The 16,760-nt window shown below is 49.5% G+C and carries 15 protein-coding genes and 1 tRNA gene; 2 read left to right on the forward strand and 14 right to left on the reverse strand.

Features of this window, described 5'->3' with window-relative positions:
• Positions 1-154: 154 nt before the first annotated feature.
• From LLF78_01875 to LLF78_01895, 5 genes are all read right to left on the reverse strand, one after another.
• Complete coding sequence (locus LLF78_01875) at positions 155-421, reverse strand: fructose-bisphosphate aldolase (GenBank protein MCE5201250.1); 267 nt, start codon at positions 419-421, stop codon at positions 155-157.
• 66 nt (positions 422-487) lie between these two features.
• A complete protein-coding gene (locus LLF78_01880) occupies positions 488-979 on the reverse strand; it encodes an RpiB/LacA/LacB family sugar-phosphate isomerase (protein MCE5201251.1) in 492 nt (163 codons plus the stop codon).
• 353 nt (positions 980-1,332) lie between these two features.
• Complete coding sequence (gene pgi, locus LLF78_01885; GenBank protein MCE5201252.1) at positions 1,333-2,979, reverse strand: glucose-6-phosphate isomerase; 1,647 nt, start codon at positions 2,977-2,979, stop codon at positions 1,333-1,335.
• A gap of 86 nt (positions 2,980-3,065) precedes the next feature.
• Entirely contained in the window at positions 3,066-4,187 is a 1,122-nt protein-coding gene (tal, locus tag LLF78_01890; protein ID MCE5201253.1) for a transaldolase, read from the reverse strand.
• Between the two features lie 238 nt (positions 4,188-4,425).
• Positions 4,426-5,313, reverse strand: a complete 888-nt coding sequence (locus tag LLF78_01895) for a universal stress protein (protein ID MCE5201254.1) — start codon at positions 5,311-5,313, stop codon at positions 4,426-4,428.
• 133 nt (positions 5,314-5,446) lie between these two features.
• On the opposite strand from LLF78_01895, the gene LLF78_01900 reads away from it, so the two are divergent.
• On the forward strand, positions 5,447-6,094 hold the full coding sequence (locus LLF78_01900; GenBank protein ID MCE5201255.1) for a flavodoxin family protein: 648 nt from the start codon (positions 5,447-5,449) through the stop codon (positions 6,092-6,094).
• Positions 6,095-6,351: 257 nt separating this feature from the next.
• Here LLF78_01900 and LLF78_01905 read toward each other — a convergent pair.
• From LLF78_01905 to lepA, 9 genes are all read right to left on the reverse strand, one after another.
• A tRNA-Ile gene (locus LLF78_01905) sits at positions 6,352-6,428 on the reverse strand.
• 8 nt (positions 6,429-6,436) lie between these two features.
• Entirely contained in the window at positions 6,437-6,616 is a 180-nt protein-coding gene (locus LLF78_01910) for a ferredoxin (protein MCE5201256.1), read from the reverse strand.
• A gap of 71 nt (positions 6,617-6,687) precedes the next feature.
• Positions 6,688-7,488 (reverse strand): pur operon repressor, encoded by an 801-nt coding sequence (locus LLF78_01915; protein ID MCE5201257.1) that lies wholly within the window; start codon positions 7,486-7,488, stop codon positions 6,688-6,690.
• Positions 7,489-7,495: 7 nt separating this feature from the next.
• A complete protein-coding gene (locus LLF78_01920) occupies positions 7,496-8,236 on the reverse strand; it encodes a 4-diphosphocytidyl-2C-methyl-D-erythritol kinase (GenBank protein ID MCE5201258.1) in 741 nt (246 codons plus the stop codon).
• Between the two features lie 201 nt (positions 8,237-8,437).
• Positions 8,438-8,683, reverse strand: a complete 246-nt coding sequence (locus LLF78_01925; protein MCE5201259.1) for a Veg family protein — start codon at positions 8,681-8,683, stop codon at positions 8,438-8,440.
• A 125-nt stretch (positions 8,684-8,808) separates the two neighbouring features.
• Positions 8,809-10,734, reverse strand: coding sequence for a selenocysteine-specific translation elongation factor (selB, locus tag LLF78_01930; protein ID MCE5201260.1), 1,926 nt, complete (start codon positions 10,732-10,734; stop codon positions 8,809-8,811).
• Positions 10,735-10,737: 3 nt separating this feature from the next.
• A complete protein-coding gene (selA, locus tag LLF78_01935) occupies positions 10,738-12,159 on the reverse strand; it encodes an L-seryl-tRNA(Sec) selenium transferase (protein MCE5201261.1) in 1,422 nt (473 codons plus the stop codon).
• A 102-nt stretch (positions 12,160-12,261) separates the two neighbouring features.
• Complete coding sequence (gene hemW, locus LLF78_01940; protein ID MCE5201262.1) at positions 12,262-13,401, reverse strand: radical SAM family heme chaperone HemW; 1,140 nt, start codon at positions 13,399-13,401, stop codon at positions 12,262-12,264.
• Complete coding sequence (gene lepA / locus LLF78_01945) at positions 13,401-15,212, reverse strand: translation elongation factor 4 (GenBank protein ID MCE5201263.1); 1,812 nt, start codon at positions 15,210-15,212, stop codon at positions 13,401-13,403. The genes hemW and lepA overlap by 1 nt, the downstream gene beginning before the upstream one ends.
• 164 nt (positions 15,213-15,376) lie before the next feature.
• On the opposite strand from lepA, the gene LLF78_01950 reads away from it, so the two are divergent.
• Positions 15,377-16,483, forward strand: a complete 1,107-nt coding sequence (locus LLF78_01950) for a PQQ-binding-like beta-propeller repeat protein (protein ID MCE5201264.1) — start codon at positions 15,377-15,379, stop codon at positions 16,481-16,483.
• The last annotated feature ends 277 nt before the right edge of the window (positions 16,484-16,760 follow it).

Below are 16,760 nucleotides of genomic sequence, written 5' to 3' on the forward strand. Positions count from 1 at the left end.
GAGTCCTCTTATTGGAACAAATCGAAGATACAACAAAAAGGGAGCTGACGGAATTATATGATACACTTAACCCAATAGAGCTCAGACGAAGGATAGCATCTTTGCGTGAGAGACTCTACCGGAACGCAAAAACGGCCGGCACGGCCGGCCAAGTTTAAAAGTACGGAAGGAGGAAGCATCTTTCTTCAAGTACATTTTTATTTGACGCAACGTTCCACTTTTCAAGTACCTTTTCTTTTGACGCAACATGCGGGTGCGGGGCAATGTTATTGTTTTTTACAATAAAGACCCAGGGAATGATTCCCGCATCGCTGATGACTTTAACAAACGTTGTGCCATCTTTTCTGGACTGACGGTTGGTTTCATCATAATGGATGACGCCGCTGATAAACTCACACAATCCGGGAGTGGCAAGAATCAATTCCCTGTAGGAACGGCATTTTTTTCAGTTTGAGGGATCACCTCTTTTTCAAAACGATTTTTTTCCCTATCTTTCCAATTCCGCTACTTTCGCAAGTCGGCGTTTGAAACGCTCTGTCCCCTTAAAATGGGCATTTAAGAACATTTGAACCAAGTCCCAAGATAGAGCATATCCGGTGACCCCGCCGCCCAGACACATAACGTTCATGTCATCGTCCTCTACTCCCTGATGAGCAGAGAAAGGATCCATAATCAACGCAGCTCTCACACCGGGCACTTTGTTTGCCGCAACACAAGCTCCAACCCCGCTTCCGCAGATAGCAACACCGCGGGTGATTTCACCTCTCACCACCGCCCTCGCCAACGGCACCACAAAATCCGGGTAGTCATCTCCCAAATCTAAGTCATGAGCGCCGAAGTCTTCAACTTTATAACCGGCAGCCTCAAGTGCCGCAGTCAGTTGTGCTTTCAATTCAAACCCACCATGGTCTGCAGCTATGCCAATGCGCATCATTTCTACTCTTTGAGTTGTTAGCGTCGGTTTATTTTTTGGGTTCATCTTTCCGAGGCACCCCCCTTCTTCATAACAGTCCATAACCCGCGATCAAAAGCCGCCAACCGGCTCACAATTACCTGCTTCTTCACGAGCAGACGCGAGCATACCGCCATGATCAACCTCCCGTCACGTTTCACTCAAACCTTGACCGCCAGCTTGGCCTTGAGGGCCTCTATGGCGTTGCCGGCCTTGTGTTTCTCCCACAGAATCCGATCCCTGAGTCAGCTGGAAGCAGAAGGAGGATAATGTCAAAGTCTGGCTAATGCTTTGCCATCGCTGAAAGCATAACAGCCATTTCAATCATACAAGGGATGAGGCCCAAAAAATAGGTGAGAAATTTCAGAAACGGATTTGTTTTATTGCCCCTGCAACATCTCCTTGGATCTCCTGTAATGCCTTATCAGGGCTGTTGTTGAGCTATCATGCTCGAGTTGGCATTTGGCGCCGGGCTCAAGTTCAGAACTGATCCGGGCGGCAAGCACCTTTCCCAGTTCGACCCCCCATTGATCAAATGAGTCGATATCCCAAATGACGCCTTGCGTGAAAACACTGTGTTCATACAATGCAACAAGCGCCCCAAGCGTCACCGGAGTCAGCCGTTCCAGGAGGATCGTGCTGGAAGGACGGTTCCCCTCAAAAGTCCGGTGCGGTACCAGCCATGCTGGCGTACCCTCGGATCGGACCTCCTGCTGTGTTTTGCCAAAAGCAAGTGCCTCCGTCTGAGCAAAGACATTGGCAAGCAGCAAGTCATGGTGGCGGCCAAGAGGGTTAAGCGACTGAACAAACGCGATAAAGTCGCAGGGAATGAGTTTAGTTCCCTGATGAATCAATTGGAAGAAAGAATGCTGTCCATTGGTACCCGGCTCCCCCCAAGTGATTGGCCCCGTTTGATAGGGGACTTCTATCCCCTCGATCGTGACATGCTTGCCATTGCTCTCCATCATCAACTGCTGGAGGTAAGCCGGGAAGCGCTTCAAGTATTGTTCATAGGGAAGGACTGCCATGGTCTCGGCGCCAAAGAAGTTATTGTACCAGAGGCCCAAAAGTCCCATAAGTACCGGCAAGTTACGCTCAAACGGGGCTGTACGGAAATGTTCGTCCATTTGGTGGAAACCGTCAAGCATGGCGTAAAAATTTTCGGGTCCTATAGCGAGCATCGTCGAGAGGCCAATTGCTGAGTCCATGGAGTAGCGCCCGCCGACCCAGTCCCAAAATTCGAACATATTTGCAGTGTCGATGCCAAACTTAGCTACTTCCCCTACGTTGGTCGATACAGCGACGAAATGCCTGGCGACAGCAGCGGGATGTTTTAAAGTTTTTAACACCCAGTCTCGGGCCGTAAACGCGTTTGTCATTGTCTCCAGAGTCGTAAAGGTTTTCGATGATATGATGAATAGCGTCTCCCTGGCATCAAGATCGCGGGTAGCCTCGGCAAAATCGGTACCGTCAATGTTGGAAACGAAGCGGAAAGTCAGGTCACGCCGGCTGTAATAGCGTAACGCCTCATACGCCATCACAGGCCCCAGATCAGACCCGCCGATACCAATATTGATGATGTTGCGGATCGGCTTGCCGGTGTAGCCCCTCCACTCACCGCTACGTACCTGGGCGGAAAAGTTGACCATCTTGTTAAGCACGGCATGGACCTGAGATACGACATCTTCGCCATCCACGATAATTGATTGACCTTTAGGTGTGCGCAGGGCCACATGCAGGACGGCCCGTTTCTCAGTGACGTTTATCTTCTCGCCCCTAAACATGGCATCGATGCGGGCTCGCAGACCGGACTCCTCCGCCAACTGTAAAAGGAGCCGGAGTGTCTCATCGGTAATACGGTGCTTCGAATAGTCAAAGTAAATGCCGACATCCTCGACTACCATACGCTCCCCGCGTTTTGGATCATCCGCAAAGATCTTCCGAAGATGCAAATCCCGAACCTTCGGGTAATGTGCCTCGAGGGCCTGCCATGCCGCGCGTTTCGTTAGCGGTGCGATTCCTGTCATGCAAATTCTCCTTCCATTTGCTATGCATTGTTGTCTGCCAGGACGACGGACAGAAACATGTCGGCATTCAGACTGGCGCCACCGACTCAGACTACATGACGCTTTTTCTCCAGGGTATTGATCAGTGAGTCGAACGAATGGCTGAATTTCTCAACGCCCTCCTCCTCCAGTTGTTGGGCCACACTATTGAGGTTTATCCCGAGCGATTGCAATTTCAGTAAAATCTGTTTAGCCCCATCAGTGTCATGTTCGATGCGAGGCTTCGGATCACCATGATCGCGGTAGGCATCCAGAGTATTGACTGGGATTGTATTCACCGTATCCGCCCCAATAAGAGCCTCAACGTATTTCACATCGCTATGGTTTGGGTTCTTAGTACCGGTACTGGCCCAAAGCAGCCGCTGTGTCCGGGCACCAAGGTCGGATAGTTTTTTAAAACGATTGCTATTAAAGATTACCTTATAAATTTGATATGCTGATTTGGCGCTTGCGATGGCGACCTGCCCAAGCAACTGCTCCGCGAGCTGCGCCTCATCGTTACCTTGCGCGATTGTTTTTTCCAGCATGGAGTCTACAAGCACATCAATTCGACTCACAAAGAAACTAGCCACCGAAGACACATCCTTTACTGGCATTCCTTTGGCAAATCGCTCCTCAAGACCTGTGATGTAAGCCTCGGCCACTTGCTGATACCTTTGGAGCCCAAATATCAACGTCACATTGACATTGATCCCATCGCTGATAAGTTGTTTAACAGCTTTAATACCTTCTGTAGTGGCAGGGACTTTAATTAACACATTTGGACGATTTAAAGCCGTCCATAAGCGGCGTGCTTCAGCGATCGTCTCTTTTGTATCGTACGCCAGGTGTGGATTGACCTCCAGGCTGACATATCCATCCTTGCCTTCAGTTTCGTTATAGACAGGACAAAATTCACGTGCGGCACTCTGCACATCACACTGGCTGAGTGCTTCATAAATTGCCATGCTGTCTTTTCCACCAAGAGCCATGTTCCGGATGTCATCATCATATTCATGGCTGTGCGCGATAGCATTCTCAAATATAGATGGGTTTGAGGTCATCCCCAGCAAACCATCTTCACATATTAATCTCCGGAGCTCGCCGCCGGCAATCAAATCTCGCCGTATATAGTCAAGCCAGATAGACTGTCCAAGTGTTCTCAATTGCCTTAATTTATTTTCTTTCAATTATTTTACCTCCCAGGTATTTATATTTTACAGATATTCGCAAACTTTACATCTCTCAACTTATTATTATATAGATAGAAGGAAAGCAAGATCAATCAACAACCGGACAGCATTCTTTAAGGAATACCTGAACAATGCAACATCAGAACAACAAACTTAAAGCCGCTCGTTTTGTCAGAAGTTGTCTGTTGTTATAAGGGCGTATTCTGGAAATTTACGTGATTAAAGGCCTTGTTGTTTATCTATTTGTCGGGATCAGCAGGACCGATGACGGCGAGAAGCGCGCAGTATTGTAACTTACGCTTCCAAGGAAAAATTCCTTTACAAAACCTCTGCCCTGGCTGCCCATTACAACCATATCCACATCAAGTTCCTTGGCTGTATCTAGAATCTCAACCGATGGATTACCGTATTTTATTACAATGTCTACCTCTGCCTTTCCTTTTTCCTGAATCATTTTTTTCATGCCTTCCAGTCTGGCTCTGTCAATCTTATTAAATTCTTCGATTCGGTTTTCAAGATAGGGACTGATGCGTGTTTTATCCTGAACATGGAGCAGCGTAATCTTTCTGGCTCTATCTGCTGCCATATCTAACAGAGAAGTGAAAGCCAGGTCCGCATTTTCGGAGAAATCAGTGGGATACAGCACATGGTTACCCACCTCACAGCCCAAAGTTTCTGAGCAGCATAACAAACCCGCTGCCCCTTGTTTTTTGGATCTGCTCAGCAGGACCGGTTTTTCTGCGATATGTATTAAATCATTCGCGAGACTGCTGAAGAACACTTCCCCTGTCGAAGAACTCCTCCGGGCTCCGACTACGATAACGGAGTAATCCTCTTCTACGGCGATCTTGTTTATTTCATTTGCCGGAAATCCGGATAATACTCTTGTTTCAACAGTGTAACCCTGTTTTTCCAATGTTTTTTTCTGCTCTTCCAGAATATGATCGTATTTGGAAAACGTCTCTGTTGCACATGCCCTTGAAAATTCGACAACATCGTCCACACTTCGGAACTGCAGCAACAGACATCTTTCAGCTCCAAAAACCTTAAGTCCTCCAACACAGCATACCAGCACATAGGAATCTTTCGATAAATCAGTAGCAACTATGAAATTTTTAAGCATTTATTACCCTCCTTCTTGATAGAATTTGGATATACATTTAATATACATTATAGTATTAATACGACAAATATGGTTGATAACGGACACTACAAACACAAAAACAGACTGAATGAAATGAAAGGATATGGTTAGAATGAAAGTTATAGCCGTCAACGGAAGCCCGAGAAAAAACGGAAACACTGCCATCTTGCTGAAGAAAGCCCTGGAAGGAGCAGAATCGAAAGGAGCTGAAACGAGGCTCGTACATCTGTATGATTTAAATTTTAAGGGCTGTATCAGCTGTTTTGCCTGCAAGGTAAAAAACAGCAGTTGCGGCGGGCTTTGCGCCATTAGGGATGATCTTACAAGCGTTCTTAAAGATATATTGGAATGCGACTCATTGTTGCTCGGTTCTCCGATATATTTAAGCAATGTTACCGGTGAGATGAGGTCTTTTATAGAGCGGCTGATATTCCCTAACCTCTCTTATAATAAGGGAAAACTGTCTATACTGCAGCGGAAGATCGCATCATGTTTTATCTATACCATGAATATTACAGAAGAGATGGCCAAAGAATGGGGGTATGAGCCCCTTTTTGAACAAAATAAAAGTATCCTTGAAAGAATATTAAACGGCAGTTCAGACTTTTTGCTCTCCTTTGACACATACCAGTTCGATGATTATTCAAAGTATGACGCGTCAAACTTTGATGAGGCACATAAGGCAAAAGTAAGGGAGGATCAGTTTCCCGTCGACTGCAGCAAGGCGTTTGAAATAGGAGCGGATCTGGCAAAGAACTGAAGAAACATTATACTGTTAAGATTTGACTAATTTATAAAATATTTTTTTAATAAATTCGGTTGTTATGATATATATATTGTAACAAATACACATATACATTAGCTGACAGAGGTACAACTTCCAGCAGCCCGGCAAGCGGCGTATATGACAGTGTAAGTGTTGCCGATGCTACCCCGATAGTGGTAAGCGTCCAGTCTGCGCACATGTCGGGCGCACCCTAAAAAAATCCCCGACCATAAGGTCGGGGATATGTCTTCTGGTGGGCCCATCAGGAATCGAACCTGAAACCATCCGGTTATGAGCCGGGAGCTCTAACCAATTGAGCTATGGGCCCGTGTCACCTCAGTCGGAAGTGATTACTGATACGGGGCAGCTGTCTATTGCCTCTTTAAGCGCAGGGGAGACTTCCTGTGAAATCACCATGCACTTTCCCGCATCTTCGTCAAGCTTGAAAACCGCCGGGCAGAGCTGAGCGCAGACACCACAGCCGATGCATTCATCAAGGTTGATCTTAATTCCCATGCATGGTCACATCCCTTCCGGCGTAAGATTTTACGCCATGATGGTGATTACGTCAAATGGTAATTTTAATTTTATTTTTCCGGAGTCACTATAAGCTTCACGCCGCCGTCATGGTGCAGTAGGGTCAGCAGCGAACGATAGCTTGGGATCGCCTTGTTTTCAGGCTCCGCTGCCGCTATGAATATCCCTATGCCTGCAACTTCGGCATCGAACTGCTTCGCCATAAGAAGCATCCCCGACGCGGTGCTCCCGCCCCTCATAAAGTCGTCCACTATAAGGACACGGCAGCCTCTTTTCAGCTGTCTCGTGCCTATGTACATCGTTTTGACATCGCCGTTCCCAGTGGGATAATGCACTCCGACTGCCGCACCATCGCTGGGCCTGTTGCGGAAACGGCATACAGCAAGGGGCACTCCCAGGGCATAGGCAGCGAACATCGCTATCGGAATGCCTTTGACCTCTGAAGTCATTACAACATCAGGCTGCAGATCCGTGAACAGGGATGCCATCGCATATCCGAGAGAGAGAGCGGTCTCCGGATTGAAAATAAGGTCGCTGTAATAGATAAGACCGCCCGGGAGGACCCTGTCCGGGTCTGTTAGCTTTTCCGCAGTCTCTTTAAGTATTTTCCCCCTGTATTCAGGGGTACAGAGCGGAATGAATCTGGCCCCTCCGCTTCGGCCGCGGTCAACCTGCATCTGTCCGAACCCTTCAGCCGTCATCGCAGAATCGATCACCTCAACATCGTCGCTTATAACTGTCTTGGAGACATTGAATTTTCCTGCAAGGTCGGTCAGGGACACCAGTTTAGATGGGTATAGCATAAAGTTTGCCGCAAGTCTTACCAGTCTTTCCGTTCTTTGACCTCTCATTACTGCTTCACTCCAATCTGGCGGTTTTTATTACCCAGCTTTTGTCCGTAAATAATGATTCTGTTTTTTTAGCAGAGCCCTTGTCACCGCAAAGCGCGAAGAACGCACTGCCGCTTCCGCAAAGCCCCCAGGCCAAGGAACCGCCTGCTTCGGCAGCTTCAAACGCATCTATATATTCCTTATGTTCATTTAGGGCCAAATCAGCGAAATCATTCGGCAGGAACCCTATAAATTCTTTTTTTCTCAGCTTGTCGAGTATATCCAGCGCTTCTTCTTCAGGGGCATCACAGGCGACAGACAGACCGAGCGCCTCTCTGTACCGGTCGAGATCCGCATAGGCCGCAGGAGTGGACGACTTCCACTTTGGAAACCCCAGCACCCATGTAAGTTCCGGCGCATCATCAAGTAATTTAAGCCTCTCGCCTATACCTTCGGCAAATGCAAGGCAAGCGTCAGAAGCCAAAAACGCCACGTCAGCCCCAAGTTCTGCGATGGCCTCATTGTCTACATTCAATCCGTAGCTGTTCCTGATCCACTTTATCAGCGCCGCCGCGTTTCCGCTCCCGGCACCGATGCCACTCCCCGGAGGATATATCTTATCAAGCCGCATGTGAAGCGGCGGGATATCGGCACCCTTTCCCCTGGCCCATGCGAGTGCCTTTGTGACAAGATTCGGGCCTTTTATGCATAGACCTTTAAGCTCCAGAATATCTTCTGTATTTTCATCATTATAGCAGTAAATTGTCAACTCCTCTCCGCCTTTTTTACTCCAAAAGTTTGAAAATATATTATGAAGCCCATCTGGCCTTCGAGATAAAACCCTGAGCGTGATATTGATTTTTACAGAACAGGCAATCATTGTTTCCATCTCCGCCACCCCATCGTTCATTGCTGTCGGGCAAAAAAGAAGCCCTGGCAAAGGCCAGGGCATAGAGGGCAACCACATTGTCTAGAAAAGGCTCTTCCCGCTGCCTTCAAGCTGCACTTCCACTTCACGGGTCAATACGTCAGCATAACTGAAAGAGACAGTGCTCTGCTGTGAATCGATAAACACCGTAAAGAGACTGGGATAGGTCTCGCGAATCACACCGGTTCTTTCTTCCATTTTTCTGCGTCCGTTCGCAGCACGGTAAAAAATCCGAGAACCCCTGTGCAGACGCACTATCTCACGTATCGATTCTAATGTCTGCGCCATACACGTCACCTCCGACCTGTAATCAATTGATTGTACATCAAAATCCGATAAATATCAAGTCAGACGTAACAACAGGGCATCGCCGGCAAAATAAAATGTAATAAAAGTACGGATTTAATTTTTTATCAGCGCTTATTCTTCATAATTATCCTCTTGTCTCCAACACGTCTGGTGATGCCCTTTGTGTCAAAATATTCAAGCAACGGCAGAATATATTTTCTGCTGCTCCCCGTAAGATCCCTGACTCCGGCAAGTGTTATCTCGCCCTCTATGCCCAGGAGCTTCTCTTTGAAATCAGATTCTATCTCTGATGAAACGAGGAATCCGTCCCCAATGATAACAACTTCCCTGCGTTCCTTGAGGTATGCAAGGATACGGTTCATATCTTTCTGTGTTATATGCAGTATCTCCGGGATCTCGTCAACGGCAGGCATAGCATAGCCTGACCCGCGCATGAGATTTCTTACGGCATCCACATCTGACATAAACCGGGCTTCATCGAAAGGTTCAAAATCTTTGAGCCTTACCCTGCCGTCGTCGACCGTTACCCATGACATTTTTTTAAAAAGTTTGACCAGTTCCCTTACAAAACGCACATCAGGCATTGAGAGGCACTTCGAAACCTCCTCTATGTCCATGCCTCTGCGTTCTGGATGTTCACTGTGAAATTTTTTTAGTCCCGCTGTAAGTTTTGCGTTAAACTCTTCCATCTTTGAAATTGAGAGGAGCGTGGTCTCAACTGTTCTGACCACGCCGATCTTTCCCTTGGCATCGAGGCTTGCGATATGCCTGTCAATTTCCGCAGGCTCTGTCTCCAGAGCCCGAAGCGCTTCTCCGGTCGTCAGCATTCCTTTATATTCTATCAGGGCAAGCAGGCGTTCCTTGAGGCCGACGTCCGCAGAGACCGCCTCAAGAAATCTTATCAGCGAAATCTTTGAGTTTTTATTCTTTGGCCTCTCGCCGGCAGCAAGCAGCACCCTACCGCCTGCGATAGTGCGCAGCGGGCTGTATGTGCGCAGTATGAAGCGGCTCCTGCAGGAGGCGGTTATCGGTTCTTCGGTGAGGATCTGTGCAATGGCAGTCTCTCCGGGCAGAACCTTTTCCCTGTCCAGAAGAGATAGCCTTGCGACAACATCAGACGTCCCGATATGCAGGCGCAGGCGCTGCCAATGCTCCACAGGTCCGGTAAAAGATGGCAGCACGTCTATGGAGACGTCCAGGCACTCGGTGGGTGAAAAGTGCCCCCTTGCCGCTATGACATCACCCCGTTTTACGTCATCAAGCGATATTCCGGCCAGGTTTATAGCGACACGCTGCCCTGCCGCCGCGCTTGTAACGGATTCACCATGGACCTGCAGCGAACGGACCTTAGACGGTATCACAGGAGGCAAAACTTCGATATCGTCACCTTCTGAAATGATACCGTTTAGCGCCGTCCCGGTCACAACTGTCCCGAAACCTGAAATATGGAAAGCCCTGTCGACGGGCAAAAAGAAAGCGCCGCTGCGATCCCGTTGTCTGCTGTTCTCAACCATGAACTGTATGGCGTCTGTAAGTTCCGGAAGCCCCGCGCCGGTAAGGGCCGAAACGGGTATGACCGGACTGCCGTCCAGAAAAGTGTTCGAGATAAGAGCGTTGACCTCGTCCTTGGCCATTTCAAGCATCTCTTCATCGACAAGGTCTGATTTATTTATTACGGTCAAGCCGTTTTTTATACCAAGAAGCGTAAGGATCTCAAGGTGTTCACGCGTCTGGGGCATAACACCGTCATCAGCCGCGACAACGAACATGACGGCGTCGATGCCGACCGCTCCCGCAACCATCTGCCTTATGAATTTTTCATGTCCGGGAACATCGATGATGCTGATAGTCTTCCCAGATGGAAGTGTGAGCGGGGCAAAGCCAAGCTCAATAGTCATGCCGCGCCGTTTCTCCTCCTGAAGGCGGTCACAGTCCACTCCCGACAGTGCCCTCACAAGCGCTGTCTTGCCATGGTCTATATGTCCGGCCGTACCGATTATGAACGGGTATTCCAGTGCTCCGGCAGTCATGCTTTATTCACTTCCGGGCATGGACAGGATCTCAGCGAAAGCATTGATTATCAATTTTTCATCCCCGGGTCTCAGCGTGCGCACATGGAAAAGCAGCCTGTCCTCAGATGCGCCGGTCACAACAGGCACTGACGCCATGCGCAGTTTTTCTGCGAGGCTGCCTGTGCTCCCAAGCTCAGGCAGCCTTACGGCTACTGCGTATCCCCTGAGCTCCGACTGGGGAAACGTTCCCCCACCCACCGTATCTGCAGCACTGACAACTTCCAGGGATATGGAATTGAGTGCCACGCCTTTAAAAAATGCTTTGAGCCTGCGGCATAACATCTGCGCCCTTTTTTGAAGATCTTGCGGTTTGCTGAAGACCATCTCAAGCGTTGGTATCGAGTTATATTGCCCCTTCAAATAGAGTCTGAGCGTCGCCTCAAATGCGGCAAGGGTCATCTTGTCGACCCTAAGGGCACGAAGAAGCGGAAAGGTGCGGAGCTTTGCGATGATAGCAGCGGAACCGACTATGGCTCCTATCTGCGGACCTCCGAGGAGCTTATCTCCGGAGAAAGTAACTATGTCAGCACCTGCCCCGAGGCATTCGTTTATCGTAGGGTCGCTTGTGAGGCCGACGGAACTTGTATCGACAAGCATGCCGCTGCCCAGGTCCTCCATAAAGACAATGCCCCTACTGTGTGCAAGCGCGGCAAGTTCTTCGCGCGGGACAGAAGAAATAAAGCCGGCGATCCTGTAGTTGGACGGATGCACCTTGAACAGCATGGCCGTATCGTCAGTGATCGCGGATTCGTAATCTTTGAGGTGCGTGCGGTTTGTAGTCCCTGTCTCGACCATCCTTGTACCGGACAGGGCCATGATGTCGGGGATCCGGAAGGAACCTCCGATCTCGACAAGTTCCCCGCGGGAGATGACAGTTTCTTTGTCTCTGGCAAGAGCCGAAAGAGCCAGTATAACGGCCCCTGCGTTATTATTGACGACTATTGCCGCCTCTGCGCCGGTAAGCCTGCAGAGCAGCCATTCGATGTGGTCGTTCCTTTGGCCCCTGCGTCCCTGTTCCGTAGAATATTCCAGCGTATTATAATTTCCGGCTATCTCCACTACGGCTTTTATCGCTTCTTCGGCAAGAAGAGAACGCCCCAGGTTTGTGTGTATGACTACTCCTGTGGCATTGACCACGCGGCGCAGGCTTGAAGACGCTCTGGATCTGAGGCGTTTTTCTGCATCGCGCATAATGCTGTCGGCATCAAAAGCAGCATCGGGGTTTCTCTGTATTTTTGTCCTCTGTTCAGCCAATACATCTGAAATGACCGCCTTTACGGACTCATGCCCTATCTCAGACTCATATTCCGCGATCCACTCCATAGAGAGCAGTTTGTTCATTGACGGTATTTTACGCATGGCGTTCTGAATTTCTTCTTTCAAGAAGTATCCCCTCCGGTCATGCCGATTTTAAGTCATGTTCCTTTATTGATTATAGAGGATATATCCGCGATCTTAAATGGAGGACTGGTCTGCAGCTTAAGTTCAGACAAATTCCATCCATATCCTGTTAGCTATCCTCATTCCTTTTGCGGTCAGCCTCACATTTTTGTCCGTTATTTCATACAGATCGTCCGAAAAATCTCCCAGCACCTCATATATTCTATTCTTTGCAGCGACCCCGAAGCGGCCCTCATAGTCGATGAGATCGATGCCTTCCGTCATTCGAAGGGCCAGCACCGCAGCCTCTCCCGCCATCGCTTCTTTTGTGAGCCTCTCTCCTGAGACTGCCGCGCATTTGCCGCCCTCGATCAGCTCTCCGTATTTTTTCAGGCTGCCTGTGTTTTTATAGCGCCAGCCACCAAGGTATCCCGATGCTCCGGGACCGGCTCCGAGGTACTCTCCTTCGCGCCAGTAGTTTATGTTGTGCCTGCTTTCATGCCCGGGCATTGAGAAGTTAGCGACCTCATACTGATGGAACCCCTTGCGCGGGAGATACCACTGCGCCCAGCGGTACATTGCAAAGCCATCGGATAGGCGATCGGTATCCATCGATTCCCATGGAGTTCCCGACTCGATGGAAAGCTGATACAGAGATATATGATGTACCCCTGAGCGAACCGCCTCATGAAGGATCATGGCCCAGTTTTTAAATGTCTGTTCCGGCAGTCCGAACATGAAGTCCGCATTTACCGAAAAACCGGAGGCAAGCGCCGACGATATCGCCGCATGTGCCTGAACGCTGTCGTGCAGCCGGCCAAGCTGAATAAGCTCCGCATCATCAAAGCTCTGCACCCCTATACTCACGCGGGTGACACGCCAGTCACGCCACAGAAGCAGATGCCCGGCATCCATGGAATTAGGATTTGCCTCGACCGTGACCTCGGCGTTTTCTTCAAAATCGAAATAGGAATCAATGACCCCGGCGAGCAAAGCCCAATGGCGGGGACTCAAAACCGTAGGTGTTCCTCCGCCGATGTAACATGTTTTTAATACAGGCCTTCCTATTCTGCTCCCCCACCATTTGAGCTCTTTCTCCAGAAGACAAAGCCAGGTCTCTATGTCTCCGCCGCAGGGAACATCGCTCTCAAATGCACAGTAGGGACACTTACGTTCACAGAAAGGGACGTGTATATAGAGGGAGATAGCCCCTTCTGGCGGTTTAAACGGGCTTCTGTCCCGCACTATTTATCCTCGGATCTCGTCACATCCATAAAGGCAAGGAATGCTTCCTGAGGTATCGAAACTCTTCCGACCTGCTTCATGCGTTTTTTGCCTTCCTTCTGCTTCTCAAGCAGCTTGCGCTTCCGCGTAATGTCTCCGCCATAGCACTTTGCAAGGACATCCTTACGTACGGCCTTTATGTTCATCCTTACAATAACCTTCTTGCCGACCGCAGCCTGGACCGGGACTTCGAACTGCTGCCTCGGTATAAGCTCCTTAAGCCTGCCTGCCACGGCATGTCCCCTGTGATATGCCTGATCTTCATGGCATATGAACGAAAACGCGTCAACTGGTTCATCCTGGAGCAGTATATCGACCTTTACAAGTTTATCCGCCCTGAAACCGATGTGGTCATAGTCAAGCGATGCATAGCCACGTGTGCACGATTTCAGCCTGTCGTGGAAGTCGAGTATAAACTCGGCGAGCGGCATGTTATATGTGAGCCTGACCCGTTCCGGTGTAATGTAGTCCATTCCGACATAGGTGCCCCGCTTTTCCTGGCAAAGCTGCATAACGGCTCCGACAAACTGATCGGGCATGAATATAGAAAGCTTTATATAAGGCTCGCGAACTTCTTCTATCCTGCCGAGGTCAGGGAAGTCAGACGGCCGGTGCGCCTCGATGATACTTCCGTCGGTAAGGACTATCTGATACACGACGTTAGGCGCGGTAGCGACAAGGTCGACTCCGAACTCTCTGTTCAGCCGTTCCTTTGATATCTCCATGTGCAGCAGGCCAAGAAACCCGCAGCGGAAACCAAAACCGAGAGCTGCGGAATTTTCAGGTTCAAAGCTGATAGCGGAGTCGTTTATCTGTAATTTTTCAAGGGCCTCGCGAAGCTGGTTTATATTCTCCCGTTCGACAGGGTAATAGCCGCAGAATACGACAGGCTTTATCTTGCGATATCCAGGCAAAGGCGCTTTAGCGGGCTTAGATGTATCTGTCACAGTATCACCTACATGCGCCTCGTGGATGGACTTGACGCTTGCCGCAAAATATCCGACCTCGCCTGGGCCAAGCACTTCCACATTTACCATCTCAGGCTTGAATACCCCGACTTCGTCAAGTTCATAGTCACGTCCTGTAGCCATAAATCGGACGGACTTACCCGCGCTCAATGTCCCGTTAACCACACGGACGTAACAAATGACCCCCTTGTAATTGTCATACACAGAGTCAAAAATGAGCGCCTGGAGCGGCGCGTCAGCATCTCCGGAAGGCGGCGGGACATCCCGCACTATCCGCTCAAGCACGTCGGATATGCCCTCTCCGGTCTTTGCGCTCACAAGGACCGCATCTTCTGCGTCAATGCCTATGATATCCTCAATTTCCTTCCTGACTCTATCAGGATGCGCCGACGGCAGGTCGATCTTATTGAGAATAGGGATGAGCGCCAGGTTAAGGTCCGTTGCGAGGTAGCTGTTGGCAACTGTCTGCGCCTCTACTCCCTGAGCCGCGTCTACGACGAGCACCGCACCCTCGCAGGCAGCGAGCGAACGCGATACTTCATAAGTGAAGTCCACATGACCCGGCGTGTCTATCAGATTCAGAACATAATCGTTGCCGTCCTTTGCCTTGTAGTCCATTCTCACCGGTACTAATTTTATAGTTATGCCACGCTCCCTCTCAAGGTCAAGCATGTCAAGAAGCTGAGCCTTCATGTTGCGCCTCTCGACAGTTCCGGTCGCCTCGAGAAGGCGGTCGGCCAGGGTAGACTTCCCATGGTCTACGTGCGCGATTATACTGAAATTCCTGATCTTATCCAGAATCATGCATCTGTCACTCCTTTAGCTAGCACTATATTCTAGCCGAAAAAGCACAGTATAATCAATCATTCATTTCACCGATACAGAAAATGAAAATACGGTAAATACTGATACATTAAATATAAACATGTTCTAAAATTATATTAAAATTACATCAGGGAGGAAATTATATGAGAAATAAACATTTAAAGATCCTTTCCACGGCCGCAGCACTGCTTTTGGCTCTTTCGTCCTCAGCGTTCGCAGAAAACTGGCCAATGTTCCGTGCAAATACCTTCAGGACTGGGTCTTCGGCTGCGGTGGCAGCACAGCCCAGCTGCACAGGGCAAAAAGACTGGACAGTTAAAATGCCCGACGCGATCCAGTCATCCCCGGCAGTGTACGGGAACACTATATTCTTCGGCTCAAACGACGGCAATGTCTACGCGCTTGATCTCTACACAGGCAGTTCCAAATGGGCCTTCCACACGGAAAACTGGGTGACATCCTCACCGGCTGTCGCAGACGGAAAGGTTTTTGTCGGGAGCTATGACAGCCGCATGTACTGTCTGGACGCGGCGACTGGCAAGATGATATGGAAATTCACCACGCACAACAGCATAAGTTCATCTCCTGCCGTAGCTGACGGGGTCGTCTACTTCGGCTCAAACGACGGATATGTCTATGCCGTCAACATCAAGACCGGCTGGGAAAAATGGAAATTCAAGACCGAGCGCTCCGTTCAGGGCTCTCCTATCGTCGCCGACGGTGTTGTCTATATAGGCAACCATGAGGGTAAACTGTTCGCACTGGACGCGGCTACAGGAAAACTCAAATGGCGCGCGATTGTCGGCGGCCCGATAACCTCTGCTCCTGCGGCCGTTGACGGGCTCCTCTATTTCACGAGCCAGGACGGCAAGATTTACTGCGCAAGGATCAAACATCAGGCAGTAATATGGAGATATGACTCAAAGTCACAGATAGAGACATCCCCGCTTGTCCAGGACGGCAAAGTTATATTCGGGAACATAATGGGCTGGGTAAGCGCACTTGATGCCAAAACAGGGGCCCTTGCATGGCAGTACAAGGCAAATGAATCCGTCTACTCTTCTCCCGCGGGATTTAACGGCAAGGTGTTCTTCGGCACAAACAGCAACGTGCTTGTATGTCTTGACGGACAGACCGGAAGCGTCGTCTGGCGCGCGCCATTTGATGCAAACGTCGTAACCGCACCGGCCATTGCAAAGGACAGGATCATAGTCACCGGAGCAGACGGGAAGGTCTGCACACTGAAATAGACATAACATACCGGCAACAGCAACGCAATAGAATATAAGTCAATAACAAGCCCCTTAAATTTTCATGATGGCACTGATCTCAGTTGTAGCCAAGGGAAGAAAAAGGGGCTTAAATATATTCAGAGACTGAGGCCTTTAGAAATTTGCCGTCAGACTTTCGAATGGATCTGCCCTGCGTATCACTCTTACGCCGCCGCCTTCGGCTATAAGGGCCTCGGCAGGCCTCAGCCGGCAATTGTAGTTCGACGCCATGGAGTAACCGTAGGCACCGGCGTTT

Source organism: Synergistaceae bacterium (genome assembly GCA_021372895.1).
Taxonomy (GTDB): domain Bacteria; phylum Synergistota; class Synergistia; order Synergistales; family Synergistaceae; genus JAJFTP01.